15 protein-coding genes are annotated in these 14,582 nt (G+C 72.1%); 14 read left to right on the top strand and 1 reads right to left on the bottom strand.

Translation table 11 applies throughout. The features are described from left to right. Window positions 1-20 precede the first annotated feature (20 nt). The 7 genes from OHB00_RS17455 (at window position 21) to OHB00_RS17425 (ending at window position 9,016) form a co-directional block, all read left to right on the top strand. Window positions 21-716, top strand: coding sequence for a TerB family tellurite resistance protein (locus OHB00_RS17455; RefSeq protein WP_406435823.1), 696 nt, complete (start codon window positions 21-23; stop codon window positions 714-716). A 248-nt stretch (window positions 717-964) separates the two neighbouring features. Beyond that, window positions 965-2,140, top strand: a complete 1,176-nt coding sequence (locus OHB00_RS17450) for an exo-alpha-sialidase (protein ID WP_406445827.1) — start codon at window positions 965-967, stop codon at window positions 2,138-2,140. A 326-nt stretch (window positions 2,141-2,466) separates the two neighbouring features. Beyond that, a complete protein-coding gene (locus OHB00_RS17445; protein ID WP_406435822.1) occupies window positions 2,467-4,092 on the top strand; it encodes an ABC transporter substrate-binding protein in 1,626 nt (541 codons plus the stop codon). A 4-nt stretch (window positions 4,093-4,096) separates the two neighbouring features. Beyond that, a complete protein-coding gene (locus OHB00_RS17440) occupies window positions 4,097-5,056 on the top strand; it encodes an ABC transporter permease (protein ID WP_406435821.1) in 960 nt (319 codons plus the stop codon). Continuing rightward, complete coding sequence (locus OHB00_RS17435; protein ID WP_406435820.1) at window positions 5,053-7,095, top strand: dipeptide/oligopeptide/nickel ABC transporter permease/ATP-binding protein; 2,043 nt, start codon at window positions 5,053-5,055, stop codon at window positions 7,093-7,095. Before OHB00_RS17440 ends, OHB00_RS17435 begins: the two co-directional genes overlap by 4 nt. Next, window positions 7,092-8,093 carry an oligopeptide/dipeptide ABC transporter ATP-binding protein gene (locus OHB00_RS17430; RefSeq protein WP_406435819.1) on the top strand — a complete coding sequence of 334 codons (1,002 nt, stop codon included), beginning with the start codon at window positions 7,092-7,094 and terminating at the stop codon, window positions 8,091-8,093. The genes OHB00_RS17435 and OHB00_RS17430 overlap by 4 nt, the downstream gene beginning before the upstream one ends. After that, a complete protein-coding gene (locus OHB00_RS17425; protein ID WP_406435818.1) occupies window positions 8,090-9,016 on the top strand; it encodes a dihydrodipicolinate synthase family protein in 927 nt (308 codons plus the stop codon). Before OHB00_RS17430 ends, OHB00_RS17425 begins: the two co-directional genes overlap by 4 nt. A gap of 35 nt (window positions 9,017-9,051) precedes the next feature. Here the strand turns inward: OHB00_RS17425 and OHB00_RS17420 are convergent, their stop codons facing one another. After that, window positions 9,052-9,624: a class I SAM-dependent methyltransferase gene (locus tag OHB00_RS17420; protein WP_406435817.1), complete on the bottom strand. Its 573-nt coding sequence runs from the start codon at window positions 9,622-9,624 to the stop codon at window positions 9,052-9,054. A gap of 56 nt (window positions 9,625-9,680) precedes the next feature. Here OHB00_RS17420 and OHB00_RS17415 point away from each other — a divergent pair, with 56 nt between their 5' ends. From OHB00_RS17415 to OHB00_RS17385, 7 genes are all read left to right on the top strand, one after another. Beyond that, window positions 9,681-10,490 (top strand): AraC family transcriptional regulator, encoded by an 810-nt coding sequence (locus tag OHB00_RS17415; RefSeq protein WP_406435816.1) that lies wholly within the window; start codon window positions 9,681-9,683, stop codon window positions 10,488-10,490. A 72-nt stretch (window positions 10,491-10,562) separates the two neighbouring features. Next, complete coding sequence (locus OHB00_RS17410) at window positions 10,563-10,778, top strand: hypothetical protein (RefSeq protein ID WP_406435815.1); 216 nt, start codon at window positions 10,563-10,565, stop codon at window positions 10,776-10,778. A gap of 49 nt (window positions 10,779-10,827) precedes the next feature. Further along, window positions 10,828-10,953: a hypothetical protein gene (locus OHB00_RS17405; protein ID WP_406435814.1), complete on the top strand. Its 126-nt coding sequence runs from the start codon at window positions 10,828-10,830 to the stop codon at window positions 10,951-10,953. Beyond that, entirely contained in the window at window positions 10,950-11,699 is a 750-nt protein-coding gene (gene recO, locus OHB00_RS17400; RefSeq protein WP_406435813.1) for a DNA repair protein RecO, read from the top strand. Before OHB00_RS17405 ends, recO begins: the two co-directional genes overlap by 4 nt. 30 nt (window positions 11,700-11,729) lie before the next feature. Beyond that, entirely contained in the window at window positions 11,730-12,581 is an 852-nt protein-coding gene (locus OHB00_RS17395; RefSeq protein ID WP_406435812.1) for an isoprenyl transferase, read from the top strand. 86 nt (window positions 12,582-12,667) lie between these two features. Next, window positions 12,668-14,020 (top strand): histidine-type phosphatase, encoded by a 1,353-nt coding sequence (locus tag OHB00_RS17390; RefSeq protein ID WP_406435811.1) that lies wholly within the window; start codon window positions 12,668-12,670, stop codon window positions 14,018-14,020. Window positions 14,021-14,044: 24 nt separating this feature from the next. Next, window positions 14,045-14,581 carry a YcxB family protein gene (locus OHB00_RS17385; RefSeq protein ID WP_406435810.1) on the top strand — a complete coding sequence of 179 codons (537 nt, stop codon included), beginning with the start codon at window positions 14,045-14,047 and terminating at the stop codon, window positions 14,579-14,581. Window position 14,582: the final 1 nt, after the last annotated feature.

Below are 14,582 nucleotides of genomic sequence, written 5' to 3'. Positions count from 1 at the left end.
CGGCGTTACGGAGGTGCGACGTGCTGCCAGTACGGGGACGAGACTGCCGAACCGCCAGGCCTGCCCGCATTCTGGGCACCCGCACCGCATGGACACCCGTCGGCGACGGCGAGTTCTTCTGCCCCGGCTGCGGCGGCGACCGCAACTACCAGCGGCTCACCGGCCGTCGCCGCTTCACCCTGCTCGGCGTGCCCGTGCTGCCGCGCGGCACCACCGGCCCGGTCGTGGAGTGCGCCGCCTGCCGCCACCACTACGGCACGGACGTCCTCGACCACCCCACCACCGCCCGCTTCTCGGCGATGCTCCGCGACGCCGTGCACACCGTCGCCCTCGCCGTCCTCGCCGCGGGCGGCACCTGTGCCCGTGCGTCCCTGGAGGCGGCGGCGGGCGCGGTCCGCGCGGCCGGCTTCGAGGAGGCCACGGAGGACCAGCTGAGCGCGCTGGTCGAGGCTCTCGTCGCCGACACCGGCCGGGTCTTCGAGCAGCCGTACCGGGCGAGTCTGGCGATAGAGCTGCACGAGGCCCTCGACCCACTGGCCCCGCATCTCGCCCCGGTGGGCCGCGAGGCCCTGCTCCTCCAGGCGGCCCGGATCGCACTCGCCGACGGCCCCTACACCAACGCCGAACGCGAGGTCCTCGGCACGGTCGGCGCGGCCCTGACCATCTGTGCCGACGACGTGAGCCGACTGCTCGCGGCGGCCCGCCTGCCGTCCTGACCTCCTGCCGTCCGGCAACCCGCCCAACCGACCTGAGCCGCGGCCGCCCGAGGCGAGGCGGCGGCGCCGAGCCGGACCGTCCCGAGGTGTTCTCGGCCCGGGGACGGCCGGCCGACCTGCCGCTCACCGGACCGGCGCCGACCACGGTGGAGCTGACGGTGTGCCAGAACATGTGACCCGTTCAGCCGTTGTGGGGGTGCGGTGCGGGTGGGTGGGCGGACCATGGGAGGGTGAGCCATGTGTCTTCTGTGACCCGTGCGAGCCGGATCTCCCTCGCCGCCGCCCTGCTGCTCGGGGCGTTCACGGTCGAACCGAGGGCCTGGGCGGCCGGCTGCGAGTCGTCCGTACCGTATGTCTCCGGCGAGGGCGGCTACGCCCAGTACCGCATCCCGGCCGTCGTCCGCACCCCGCGCGGCACCCTGCTCGCCTTCGCCGAGGGCCGACACACCACCACCGGCGACAGCGGTGACATCGACGTCGTGCTGAGACGTTCCAGCGACGGCGGCTGCACCTGGGATGCGCTCCGGGTGGTGACCGACGGCCGGGGGGACACCCGCGGCAACCCGGCGCCGGTGGTGGACCCGAGGAGCGGCCAGGTCGTCCTGGTGACCTCGTACAACGACGGCTCGGTGAGCGAGGCGCAGATCATGCGCGGCCAGGTCACCGAGGCCCAGAGCCGCCGGGTGTACGTGCAGCGCAGCGGCGACGACGGCCGCCACTTCACCGGCCCGCACGAGATCACCGCCCACGTGAAACCTTCCGGCTGGCGCTGGTACGCCACCGGACCCGGGCATGCCGTCGCGCTCACCCGGGGACCGCACCGCGGCCGCCTGGTCGTCGCCGCCGACCACTCCGCCGCCCCCCGGGCCGGCTCCGCGGACACCGGCCGGGAGGCCAAGTACTACGGCGGTCACGCGATCTACAGCGACGACGGCGGCCTCAGCTGGCACCTCGGTTTCGTCGACGACTCCTACACCGGTCACGACAACGCCAACGAGACCACGGCCGCCCAACTCCCGGACGGCCGCCTCTACTTCAACGCCCGCGACCAGAACGGCTCCAGTCCCGGCAACCGCCTGGAGGCCTGGTCGAGCGACGGCGGCGAGACCCTGGACGCCGCCTACACCGTCCAGCCGACCCTCGCCAGGGTCCCCGTGGTCGAGGGCTCGGTCCTCCAACTCGGCGGCGTGGACGAACCGTTGCTCTTCTCGGCCCCCTCGGTCCCGACGGCCCGCAGGTCCATGGCCCTGTGGGCCAGCACGGACGAGGGCATCACCTTCGGCAGACTCCGCACCCTGTCCGACCACAAGGCCGCCTACTCCGACCTGGTCCAGGTGGACAGGAGGACAGTGGGCGTGCTGTACGAGACGGGCACCAGGACGGCGTACGACACGATCGAGTTCCGCCGCGTCACGGCACCTTGAGGCCCATCGCGCTCGGCGGGCGGTGGTCCGGGCAGTGGTGGTCACAGGCCGGGGAAGACGGCATGGCCCGCTGCCTCGCAGCGGCCGGCTCGGGCGCGCTTCGGGGCCGCGAGACTCATCTCTGAGGCCGGCTTCCGCGCGGAGGGCGCGGGGGTTGCCCCATGGGCGCTCAGAGTCATGACCTCCACCCGCGCGGCGCCATTGGTCCCACCTCTGACGGTTTACGCCATTCGCGCGCCTTGTCTTGACCGCCCCCTAAGCCTTTCCTATGGTCGCGCTGGAACACCGGACGTCCGACGTCTCCTTTCCCCCACGCTGGAGGCACCGTGCGCGACGAGGCGACCCACGGCCACGGCAGCGGCCGCAGGACGTTCCTGAAACACGCCGGCGCACTGGGCGCGGCCGCCTCGCTGACGTCCCTGCCGACGCTGACGGCGTGCGGCCCCAAGTCCACGATCGACCTCGGCGGCAACGGCTCCGACCGCACCCTCACGGCCGTGATCGGCTACGGCAACGACGGCAGCTGGGACCCCACCCAGACCGCGTCCGCGTTCGCGATGGCCGCCAACAACCACATCTACGAGGGCCTCGCCGACACCGATCCGATCACCCGCGCCCCCTACCCGGCGCTGGCGACCCGGCTGCCCGCCGACGCACACGCCACCACCTGGCGGTTCACCCTGCGCCCGGGCGCCACCTTCCACGACGGCAGGCCGGTCACCGCCGACGACGTGGTCTTCGTCTTCGACCGGATCCTCGACCCGGGCACCCAGACCCTCGCCCAGGGCTTCTTCGCGAGCTGGCTCAAGGAGGCCCGCAGGATCGACGCCCGGACCGTCGACCTGGTCCTCAGGTTCCCCTTCCCGGACGGGATCGCCCGCCTCACCCTCGCCAAGATCATGCCCAAACACGTGTTCTCCCGGCCCGGCGCCTGGGACGACGCGATCAGGGGACTGGCGATCGGCTCCGGACCGTACCGGCAGACCGCACACCACCCGAAGTCGAACACGACCTTCGCCGCGTACGACCGCTACAACGGCCCCCGCGCACCCGCCTTCCGGCGGATGAACTGGCTGACGATCGTCGACGCGGCCTCACGCGTGGCCAGGATCTCCGGCGCCGGCGCCGGCGCGCAGATCTCCGACAACATCCCCTACGCCAACATCCCGCGCCTCGAACAGGGCGGTCTGTCGGTCGGCGGCGGCGCCGGGATGAACAACGCGTTCCTGATGTTCAACACGGAGCACAGACCCTTCGACGACGTCCGGGTCCGCCAGGCCCTGCACTACGCCATCGACAAGGAGAAGATCGTCGAGGTCGCCCTCAAGGGCCACGGAAAACCGGCGAGTTCGTTCCTGAACGAGACCAACCCCGCCTACCGCAGGGCGAAGACGGTCTACGACCACGACCCCGACAGGGCGAAGGCGCTCCTGAAGGCGGCCGGAGTCAGCGGCCTGAAGGTCGACATCCTCGCTGTCGACGTCAGCTGGCTCGTCGACTGCCTGCCCACCATCAAGTCGTCCTGGGACGCGATCGGCGTCGCCACGACCCTGTCCCCGCAGGAGACCACGGCCGTGTTCACCAAGATGGACCAGAAGCAGGACTACCAGGTCGTCGCCGCCGTCTCGAACCCCAACCAGTTCGGCCTCGACGCCGACCTGATCATGCACTACAACTACGGCCCCGAGAACCTCTGGACGGGCTACGCCCGCTGGTCCGGCAACGCTGTCGCGAAGCGGCTCTTCAAGGACATGGACGCGGCCACCCGCGAACCGGACCCGGACAAGAAGAAGGCGATGATCCAGGAGTACATCGACGTCGTCGCCGAACAGGCCGTCCTCTACCCGGTCGTCCACAACGAGCTGATCACCGCCTGGGACCCGCGCAGACTCACCGGCATAAGGGCCCAGCCCTACCCGGGCATCAACGTCCTCACCGCCAAGTGGACCTGACGGCATGACCGCCGTCCTGCGCATCGTGCTGCGCCGCACCGCCCTGCTGGTGCCGCTGCTGCTCGGCATCGCCCTGTTCGTGTTCCTGGTGATGCGCTTCTCCGACGTCGACCCGGCGTCCGCGTTCTTCCAGGGCGCCAACCCCACCCCGCGGCAACTCCACGACTTCCGCGAGCGCAACGGCCTCCTCGACCCGCTGCCCCTGCGCTACGTCCACTTCGTCGGCGGCCTGCTCCACGGCGACCTCGGCACCAGCGCCCTCACCCGCACCCCGGTCCTCGACCAGGTCCTCACCGCCCTGCCGCTCACCCTCCAGCTGACCTTCCTGGGCCTCGGTATCGCCGTCGTCCTGGCCCTCGTCGCGGGTGTGACAGCCGCCATCCACCGGGACCGCCGGCCGGACCAGGTCATCCGCGTCCTCTCCCTGGTCGGAGTCGCCGCCCCCGCCTTCTGGCTGGCGCTGCTGATGATCCAGTACCTGGTGGTCGACCGCGGCTGGTTCCCGGCCGGCGGCTACATCAACCCCGAGGACTCCGTCACCGGCTGGCTGAGAACGATGGCGCTGCCCGCCCTCGCGCTCTCCCTGCCGGTGGCCGCCCAGCTCACCCGGATCGTCCGCACCTCGGTGGTCGAGGAACTCGACAAGGACTACGTCCGCACCGCCATCGGCAACGGCCTGCCACCCCACGTCGTGGTCGGCCGTAACGTCCTGCGCAACGCCCTGGTCAACCCCCTGACCGTGCTCGGTCTGCGGGTCGGCTACCTGCTCGGCGGCGCCGTCGTCATCGAGACCGTCTTCGCCCTGCCCGGCATGGGCAAGCTGATGATCGACGCCGTCCAGAACGGCGACCCCGCCGTCGTCCAGGGCGTGGTCCTGACCACCGCCACCGGCTTCGTCGTCGTCAACCTCGTCATCGACATCCTCTACCTCCTGGTCAACCCGCGCCTGAGGGAGGCGACATGACGACGTTCACCCGCGCGGCCCTCACCACCGCCCTCGCCCGGCCCGGCGTACGACTGCGCAGGCTGCCACCGCTGTCGAAGGCGGCCCTCGCCTTCCTCACCGTGATCGTCCTGGTGGCGCTGTCCGCCCCCCTGCTCGCACCCGACGACCCCCTCGCCCAGCAGGCCCCCGTCGACGGCACCGGCCACCCCTGCGCGGACCACTGGATGGGCCAGGACAGCCTCGGCCGGGACATCCTCAGCAGGCTGATGTACGGCGCCCGCTGGTCCCTCGCCATCGGCCTCGGCGCGACCGGCCTCGCCCTGGTCGCCGGGGCACTGCTCGGTGCCCTCGCGGCGACCTCCCGCAAGGCCGTCGACGAGACCCTGATGCGCTGCCTGGACGTGGTGATGGCGTTCCCCGGCATCGCCCTGGCAGCCGTCCTGGTCGCCGTCTTCGGCGGCGGCATCACGGTCCTGGTCTGCGCGATCGCCTTTCTCTTCACCCCGCCGGTGGCCCGGGTCGTCCGCGCGAACGTCCTCGACCAGTACGGCGAGGACTACGTCACCGCGGAACGCGTGATCGGCGCCCGCACCCCGCACATCGTCGTCCGCCATGTGGCGATCAACTGCCTCGCCCCCATCCTCGTCTTCTGCACCGTCCAGGTCGCCGAGGCCATCGTCTTCGAGGCGTCCCTGTCCTTCGTCGGCGCGGGCGTGCGGCCCCCCGACCCGTCCTGGGGCAGCGTCATCGCGGACGGCAAGAACATGGTCCTGACCGGCGGCTGGTGGGCGACGCTCTTCCCCGGCCTGCTGATCCTCCTCACGGTCCTCTCCCTGAACATCCTCTCCGAGGGCGTGTCGGACGCGTGGGCGTCACCGGCGGGGAGGGAGACCGAGCCGGCCCCGGACCCGGTCGAGGCGCCCGAGCCGGGGGAGGTCCTGGAGCTGCCCTCCTTGACCGAAGCGGCCGACCGGCTACGGCGGCGTGCCCGGCCCCTGCCCTCCCGGGAGGGACCGCCGGTCCTGTCCGTGGAGAACCTCACGATCGCCTTCCCGGACCGCCACCGGGGCGTGCAGATCGTGAACGGCATCAGCTTTGACATCCACCCGGGTGAAGTCCTGGGCCTGGTGGGGGAGTCGGGCTGCGGAAAGTCCCTGACGGCCCTGACGATCATGGGCCTGCAACCGAAGACGGCGAGGGTGACGGGCGAGATCCTTTTCGACCCACGGGACTGGAGCGCCCCCTCGGGGGCGCGGGGCCGTACTGAACATGCGGCTACCGCCGCGCGGGCGCGACCAGCCCCCACCCACCCGTACCCGCCCCTCGACCTCACCACCCCCCACCGCCGCCTGCTCGGCCACGAGATCGCGATGGTCTACCAGGACGCCCTGTCCTCCCTGAACCCCTCCATGACCATCAACGCCCAGCTCAAGCAGCTCACACGGCGCGGCGGCCACCGCACTCCGGCCGAGCTCCTCACCCTCGTCGGCCTCGACCCCGGTGGCACGCTCCGCAGCTATCCCCACGAACTCTCCGGCGGCCAGCGCCAGCGCGTCCTCATCGCGATGGCGCTCTCCCGCGACCCCCGCCTGATCATCGCCGACGAACCGACCACCGCCCTGGACGTCACCGTCCAGGCCCAGGTGATGGAACTCCTCCTCCGCCTCCGCGAGGAACTCGGCTTCGCGCTGGTCCTCGTCTCCCACGACCTCGCCCTGGTCGCGGACGTCACCGACCGGGTGGTGGTGATGTACGGCGGCCAGATCGTCGAGACCGGTGTCACCGCCGAACTCGTGGGGACCCCGACCCACCACTACACGCGCGGCCTGCTCGGCAGCGTGCTGTCGCTGGAGTCCGGGGCCGAGCGGCTGACCCAGATCAGCGGCGTGGTGCCGTCCCCCGCCGACTTCCCGGCGGGCTGCCGCTTCAGCGACCGCTGCCCGGCGGCGAGCGAGGTCTGCCGTACGACGCCACCGGCCCTCGTCGGCACCCCCACCCACACCGCGGCCTGCCACCACCCGGCCGCCGACCTGGTGAGCACGGAGGCGGTGTCATGAGCGCGGTGGAGCTGACCGGCGTCCACGTGGTCCACCGGGCCCGCGGCGGGGGCGTGTTCGGCCGGGACCGGGTGTACGCGCTGACCGGCGCCGACCTCACCGTGGCGCCCGGCGAGACGGTCGGCGTGGTCGGCGAGTCCGGGTGCGGGAAGTCGACGCTGGCGAAGGTGCTGGTCGGCATCGAGCGGCCGACCGCCGGCACGGTCACCTTCCACGGCCGCGACCTGTGGACGATGCCGCCGGCCGAACGCCGGACGACCGTCGGCGCGAGCACCGGCATGGTCTTCCAGGACCCGTCGACGGCCCTCAACCGCCGGCTGCCCGTCCGCCGTGTCCTGCGCGACCCGCTGGACGTCCACGAGCGCGGCACGAAGGCCGAACGGGAGGACCGGGTACGGGAGCTGATGAGCCTCGTCGGGCTGCCCCGGGCGCTCGCCGAGGCCCTGCCCGGCCAGCTCTCCGGCGGCCAGCGCCAGCGCGTGGCGATCGCCCGCGCCCTCGCCCTGGACCCCGACCTGGTGGTCGCCGACGAGCCCACCAGCGCCCTGGACGTCTCGGTCCGCGCCCAGATCCTCAACCTCCTCCTGGACCTGCGCGAACGCCTGGGCCTCGCCCTGGTCTTCGTCTCCCACGACATCCAGACGGTCCGGCGGATGAGCGACCGGGTGATCACCATGTACCTGGGCCGGATCGTCGAGGACACCCCGGCCGCCGACGTCACCGGCCACGCCCGGCACCCGTACACCCGGGCCCTGTTCTCGGCCGCCCCGGGCCTGCTGAACCCGGTCGACCCGATCCCGCTCAGCGGTCCGGTGCCCTCGGCGACCCGGCCGCCGTCCGGGTGCCCGTTCCGTACCCGGTGCTGGCGGGCGGACGACGAGTGTGCCCTCCGCATGCCTGACTTCACGGCCGCGTCACGGCCCGGCCACCGCTACCGCTGTCACCATCCGTTGGAGGAGGACCAGCCGAACCACCGCCTGCCCAGGGAGACCCGATGACGCTTCCCACCCCGCTGACCGGTGTCGTACCGCCCGTCTGCACGCCCCTGACACCGGACCGCGAGGTGGACGTCCCCTCCCTGCGCAGGCTCGTCGACCATCTGACGGGGGCCGGGGTGGACGGCCTGTTCGTGCTGGGCTCGACGTCGGAGGTGGCGTACCTGACGGACCGGCAGCGCCGGCTGGTCACCGAGACGGTGGTCTCCCACGTGGCCGGCGGGGTCCCGGTCCTGGCCGGCGTCATCGACATGACCACCCCCCGGGTCCTGGACCATGTCGCGTCCGTCACCTCGGCGGGCGCGGACGCGGTCGTCGTCACCGCCCCCTTCTACACCCGCACCCACCCCGCCGAGACCGCCCGCCACTTCCGCCTGGTCGCCGACCGGTCCCCGGTGCCGGTGATCGCGTACGACATCCCGGCCGCCGTCCACACCAGGCTCCCCGCCGGCCTGGTCCTGGAACTGGCCGCCGACGGGGTGCTGGCCGGGCTGAAGGACTCCAGCGGCGACCTGGCGGGCTTCCGTGAGGTCGTCACGGGCAGCAGGGGCCTGGCCGGCTTCAGCGCCCTGACCGGGTCCGAGCTGACCGTCGACGCCGCCCTCGCGCTGGGCGCCGACGGGGCGGTGCCGGGCCTCGCCAACGTCGACCCGGACGGCTACGTACGCCTGCACCGCCTCTGCCGCGCGGGCGACTGGGACCGGGCGCGGGCGGAACAGGAGCGGCTGTGCGGCCTCTTCCGGATGACCGGTGCCGGGGACCCGGCCCGGATGGGCGGCAGCTCGGCGGGGCTCGGGGCCTTCAAGGCGGCGCTGCACCTGCGCGGGGTGATCGACTGTCCCGCCACGGCGGAGCCCCAGGTGCCCCTGTCGCAGGAGGAGACCGAGTGCGTGGGCAAGTTCCTCGCCGGCGCGGGGCTGCTGTAGGGTCCGGCGCCCGGGGCAGGGCGCCGGCCGTCCGGTCAGGGACGCCGGCCCCGGAACCGCAGTCTGCGGCCCGTCGGGTGTCCGGTCACCGTCACGTCCGTGAGGCCCGCCCGCTCCAGCCGCGCCGGCAGGGTCGCCGGGTCCAGCGCGGTCATCGTGTCCCCGATGTGCAGCAGCCGGAAGCGCAGACTCGACCGGCTGTCGCTGCCCGCGAACCAGCCGCCCGGCCGCAGCACCCGCCGCGCCTCGGCGAACAGCCGGTCCTGGTGCTCGGGCGTCGGGACGTGGTGCAGCATCGTGAAGCAGACGACGGAGTCGAACGAGGCGTCCGGGAACGGCAGTTGTGCGCCGTCGCCGTGCAGGACGCGGGCCCGGTCGCCCCAGGTGCGCTCCAGCAGCGCCACCGTCCCGGCGTCGATCTCCACCGCTGTCAGCCTCGGCACCGTCTCCACGAGGACGCGGAGGTTCGCGCCGTAGCCCGGTCCGATCTCCAGGACGTCGTCGCCGAGTTCCACTCCGGCCAGCGACCAGGGCAGCAGCTGCTCCCTGGTCCGCTGCGCCCACTTCTCCGAACTGCAGATCCTCTGGTGTACGCGGTTCATCGGCATGCCGTCGACGCTAGGCCCGGCGGCCCGATGTCCACCACGGGCTAGGCTGCCGACCCATGTCGCGGAACGGACACGGACTCGGGGACGCGTACCTGTACGACGCGCTGCCCGGCACGGGGATCCTCGTCGGCCACTTCGTGATGCCCCGCGGCACCTCCTTCGCCGCACACCGGCACCCCGTCCACCAACTCCTGTGCGCGACACGGGGGGTGCTGCGCGTACGAACCGAACACGGGGTCTGGCTGCTGCCCCCGGCCCGCGCCCTGTGGATCCCGGCCCAGGTGCCGCACATCACCGAGTCGCAGGGCGACGCCGTCATGCGCGGCGCCTTCGTCGGCCCCGAGAGCTGCCCCGGCATCGACTGGTCCGAGCCGACCGTGGTCGCCGTCACCCCGCTGCTGCGGGCGCTCGTCGACCACCTGGTCCGCACCGACCTGGCGCCCGGCGCCCGCGCCCGCGCGGAGGCGGTGCTCCTCGACGAACTGCGTCCGCTGCCGGTGACCAGCGTGTCGGTGCCGCTGCCGGAAGATCCGCGGGCCAGGGCCGTCGCCGAGGCGCTCGGGCGGGACCCCGCCGACGGACGTCCGCTCTCCGAGTGGGGGCGGCAGGCCGGTGCCAGCGCCCGGACCCTGGCCCGGCTGTTCACCGCCGAGACCGGGCTGGGCTTCGGGCAGTGGCGGGAGCGGCTGCGGATGCAGTGCGCGATGCCCCTCCTCGCGACCGGGCTGCCCCTGGAGGCGGTGGCCCACCGGGTGGGCTACGCCTCCGCAAGCTCCTTCGCCGCCGCCTTCCACCGGCTGGTGGGGGTCACGCCGCGCGCCTACTTCCCGGCCGGAGGCCCCGGGACAGACTCCGGCCGAGTCTAGGCACGCAGCGCCACATCGGTGATGCGAAGCGTGAAATTCCCAGGGGCGGGGGAGCCAGCTGAGGTGAACGCGATGAACCTCCCCATCGGCTCCTGTGCCGTCGACACCCGCACCGGACGGCTGGGCATCGTCATGGGCCACGAGGGTCCCTACGTGCAGTTGCGGCCGTACGGGGGAGGCCGGGAGTGGGACGCGCACCCGGACGCCGTACGCGTCGCCACCCAGGCCGAACGGCTCAGCGCGGCCACCGCCCACGCCAACGCCCGCAGCCGCGGCGAGGCCCCCTGAAGCCTCCCTTGCCCGCCGGCCCCTCCCGGCGGCAGGGCAGAATAGGCCCATGAGCCTGTTCCGCGACGACGGCATCGTGCTGCGCACCCAGAAGCTGGGCGAGGCGGACCGGATCATGCTGCGGCCATGCGGGGGGCGACCCCCGCACCCCCAGCCGAGGGCCGGTGCGGCATGAGTCTCTTCCGCGACGACGGCATCGTGCTGCGCACCCAGAAGCTGGGCGAGGCGGACCGGATCATCACGTTGCTCACTCGTGGGCATGGGCGGGTGCGGGCCGTGGCTCGGGGGGTGCGGCGGACCAAGTCGAAGTTCGGGGCCCGGCTGGAGCCGTTCTCCCATGTCGACGTGCAGTTCTTCGCCCGGGGGAGCGAGCTGGTCGGGCGTGGGCTGCCGCTGTGCACGCAGAGCGAGACCATCGCGCCGTACGGCGGCGGCATCGTCGCCGACTACGCGCGGTACACCGCCGGGACGGCCATGCTGGAGACCGCCGAGCGGTTCACCGACCACGAGGGCGAGCCGGCCGTGCAGCAGTACCTGCTGCTCGTGGGGGCCCTGCGGACCCTCGCCCGGGGCGAGCACGCCCCGCATCTCGTCCTCGACGCCTTCCTGCTGCGCTCCCTCGCCGTCAACGGCTACGCGCCCAGCTTCGACGCCTGCGCCAAGTGCGGCATGCCCGGCCCGAACCGCTTCTTCTCGGTCGGCTCCGGCGGCACCGTCTGCGTCGACTGCCGGGTGCCCGGCAGCGTCGTACCCTCCCCGCAGACCCTGGTTCTGCTCGGCGCGCTGCTTACGGGAGACTGGGAGACCGCGGACGCGGCCGAGGCACGGTACGTCCGGGAGGGCAGCGGGCTGGTGTCCGCCTATCTGCACTGGCACCTGGAGCGCGGGCTGCGCTCGCTCAGGTACGTAGAGAAAAGCTAGCGAGAAAAGCCAGAGGGAGACGAGAAGCACATGGTCGTACGCGGGATCCTGGGGCGTCAGCGCCGCGAGTACCAGGCGCCGGAACCGCACCCGTCCGGCGCCCGCCCGCCGAAGCTCCCGGGCGAGCTGGTCCCGGGCCATGTGGCCATCGTCATGGACGGCAACGGCCGCTGGGCGAAGGAGCGCGGGCTGCCGCGCACCGAGGGCCACAAGGTCGGTGCCGAGCAGGTGCTGGACGTGCTGCAGGGCGCGATCGAGATCGGCGTCCGCAACATCTCGCTGTACGCCTTCTCCACCGAGAACTGGAAGCGCTCGCCCGAAGAGGTCCGCTTCCTGATGAACTTCAACCGCGACTTCATCCGCAAGTCCCGCGACCAGCTCGACGGACTCGGCGTCCGGGTGCGCTGGGCGGGCCGGATGCCCCGGCTGTGGAAGTCGGTCGCCAAGGAGCTCCAGGTCGCCCAGGAGCAGACCAAGGACAACGACCGGCTCACCCTGTACTTCTGCATGAACTACGGCGGCCGTGCCGAGATCACCGACGCGGTGCAGTCGATCGCCGAGGAGGTGAAGGCGGGCCGCCTCGACCCGTCGAAGATCACCGAGAAGACCCTGCAGAAGCACATGTACTACGGCGACATGCCGGACGTGGACATGTTCCTGCGGCCCAGCGGCGAGCAGCGCACCTCCAACTACCTGATCTGGCAGAGCGCTTACGCGGAGATGGTCTTCCAGGACGTCCTGTGGCCCGACTTCGACCGCCGCGACCTGTGGCGGGCCTGCGTCGAGTACGCCTCCCGCGACCGGCGGTTCGGCGGGGCCATCCCCAACGAGGAACTGCTGGCCATGGAGGGCCGCACGGAGGAGGACCCGTCCGGCATCTGACGGCCACCCGCCGTTCATGAGGGCCGTCGAGGATGCGGAAGATCCACCCCGGCCACCCCCGGTCTCCCGCCACTGGAACGGTCCTCATGAAGCGCGTCATCCCCGTCCTCTCGCTCGGCGCCCTGCTCCTGACCGCGCTGCCCGCGCACGCCACGGACACCGGGCCCGCCCACCGCGACAGCTACGGCACCAAGGCCGTGTACTCCCCGGGCCAGAACCCGCGCACCTACCAGCAGCCGCCCGCCGGCTACACCGCCGTCTTCACCGAGAACGTCTCCCGGCACGGTTCCCGCTCCGCCACCGACGGCGAGGACGGCGACACGGTCCTCGCGCTCTGGAACCAGGCCCGCGCCGACGGCCAACTCACCGCGCGCGGCAAGAAGTTCGGCCCGGACGTACAGGCCCTCGAAGCGGCCATGAGCGCGATCGGGTACGGCAACCTCAGCGACCGCGGCAAGGACGAACTCCGCGCGACGGCGGTCCGCCTGGAGAAGCGCCTGCCTTCTCTCTTCTCCTCCATCGCCGCGAACGGCGAGAAGATCGACGTCGTCAGCTCCGGCCAGGGCCGCGCGGTCGACAGCGGTACGGTCTTCTCCACCGCCCTCACCGACGCCGACCCGGCGCTGAAGGCTTCGCTGGGGACCGCCCGCGTCGACAAGAACCTCCTCTACTTCCACAAGTCGGCCGGCGGCGCCGACTACCAGAAGTGGCTGGCGAGCGACGAGCGTCTCGCCGCCACCCTGAAGTCGGTCACCGACCAGCCGGCCTCGCACAAGGCGGCGGCCCGGGTCCTCGGCAGGATCTTCAAGCCGGCGTTCGTGCAGCGCATAGTGGACGGCGAGTTCGCCGCCACCGCCGACGACCTCACCGCCGCGACCGCCGTCTACAACCTCTACGCCATCGCGCCCGCGATGAGCGAGGAGAGCCCGGACGGCGACGGCTGGGACTTCGACCGCTACATCGCCCCGCGCGACGCGGCCTGGTTCGGCTACCTCAGCGACGCCGAGGACTTCTACGAGAAGGGCCCGAGCTTCTCGGACAGCGACATCACCTACAAGATGGCCCAGCCCCTCCTCGACGACTTCTTCGACCAGGTCGAGGCGGAGAAGGCCGGCACCAGCGACCTCGGCGCGGAACTCCGCTTCACCCACGCCGAGGAGATCATCCCGCTGGCGGCCCTGATGCAGCTGCCCGGCAGCGAGAAGGCCGCCACCCCCGGTACCGACTACACCTACGCCGACAACTCCTGGCGCGGCGCCGAGGTGGCCTCCCTCGCCTCCAACATCCAGTGGGACGTCTTCAAGAAGGGCGACGACTACCTCGTCCGCATGCTCTACAACGAGAAGGAGATCGCCTTCAAGGCGGGCTGCAAGCCCATCGCGAAGCACAGCAAGTTCTACGACCTGAACGAGCTGGAGAAGTGCTTCGACCGGAACTGACCTGCGCCGGTACTATCCCGCCTCATGGTCATGAACATGGGGTGGGACGCCGGGCAGGGCGTGGTGGAGCTTGCCTACCGGCACGTCGTGGGGGACTTCCAGGGGGCGCTGCGGGAACGCGAACGGTTGCGGCGGCGGAGGTGGCTACGGCGCTGGGCCGTCGGTCTCATCGCGTTCGCCTTCGTGCTGAACGCCTCGCTCTCGGTGGCGGGGCGCGAGAAGCCCGACTGGTTCCTGCTGATCCTCATGCCCCTGGCCGCGGCCCTGCTGTTCTTCACACCCCGGCTCCAGGCCCGCGCCTTCCTCAAGCTCGCCGCCCGCAACGGCGCGTTCCGCGCGACCGTGTCGGACGCCGGGGTGACGGTGGCCACCGACAACAGCACGACGTCGGTCAACTGGTCCGCGCAGCCCCGCTATCGGGAGACGAAGGACGCCTTCATCACCTACAGCGACGACAAGAACGCCTCGTGCTTCACCGTGCTGCCCAAGCGGGGCCTCACGGACCCCGGCGACACCGACCGGCTGCGCGCGATCCTCGACCGGCACCTCACGCGCGGATAGC

It is taken from the genome of Streptomyces sp. NBC_00631 (assembly GCF_045206895.1).
Lineage (GTDB): Bacteria > Actinomycetota > Actinomycetes > Streptomycetales > Streptomycetaceae > Streptomyces.
The sequence above is the reverse complement of the archived record's forward strand: the minus strand, read 5'-3'. Positions and strand labels throughout refer to the sequence as shown.

What these genes read in the sequence shown, in the direction of transcription:
- OHB00_RS17440 (WP_406435821.1), top strand. Translation starts at nt 4,097, where the DNA reads ATGACCGCCGTCCTGCGCATCGTGCTGCGCCGCACCGCCCTGCTGGTG.
- OHB00_RS17435 (WP_406435820.1), top strand. Translation starts at nt 5,053, where the DNA reads ATGACGACGTTCACCCGCGCGGCCCTCACCACCGCCCTCGCCCGGCCC.
- OHB00_RS17430 (WP_406435819.1), top strand. Translation starts at nt 7,092, where the DNA reads ATGAGCGCGGTGGAGCTGACCGGCGTCCACGTGGTCCACCGGGCCCGC.
- OHB00_RS17425 (WP_406435818.1), top strand. Translation starts at nt 8,090, where the DNA reads ATGACGCTTCCCACCCCGCTGACCGGTGTCGTACCGCCCGTCTGCACG.
- OHB00_RS17420 (WP_406435817.1), bottom strand. Translation starts at nt 9,624, where the DNA reads ATGCCGATGAACCGCGTACACCAGAGGATCTGCAGTTCGGAGAAGTGG.
- OHB00_RS17415 (WP_406435816.1), top strand. Translation starts at nt 9,681, where the DNA reads ATGTCGCGGAACGGACACGGACTCGGGGACGCGTACCTGTACGACGCG.
- OHB00_RS17410 (WP_406435815.1), top strand. Translation starts at nt 10,563, where the DNA reads ATGAACCTCCCCATCGGCTCCTGTGCCGTCGACACCCGCACCGGACGG.
- OHB00_RS17405 (WP_406435814.1), top strand. Translation starts at nt 10,828, where the DNA reads ATGAGCCTGTTCCGCGACGACGGCATCGTGCTGCGCACCCAGAAGCTG.
- recO (WP_406435813.1), top strand. Translation starts at nt 10,950, where the DNA reads ATGAGTCTCTTCCGCGACGACGGCATCGTGCTGCGCACCCAGAAGCTG.
- OHB00_RS17395 (WP_406435812.1), top strand. Translation starts at nt 11,730, where the DNA reads ATGGTCGTACGCGGGATCCTGGGGCGTCAGCGCCGCGAGTACCAGGCG.
- OHB00_RS17390 (WP_406435811.1), top strand. Translation starts at nt 12,668, where the DNA reads ATGAAGCGCGTCATCCCCGTCCTCTCGCTCGGCGCCCTGCTCCTGACC.
- OHB00_RS17385 (WP_406435810.1), top strand. Translation starts at nt 14,045, where the DNA reads ATGGTCATGAACATGGGGTGGGACGCCGGGCAGGGCGTGGTGGAGCTT.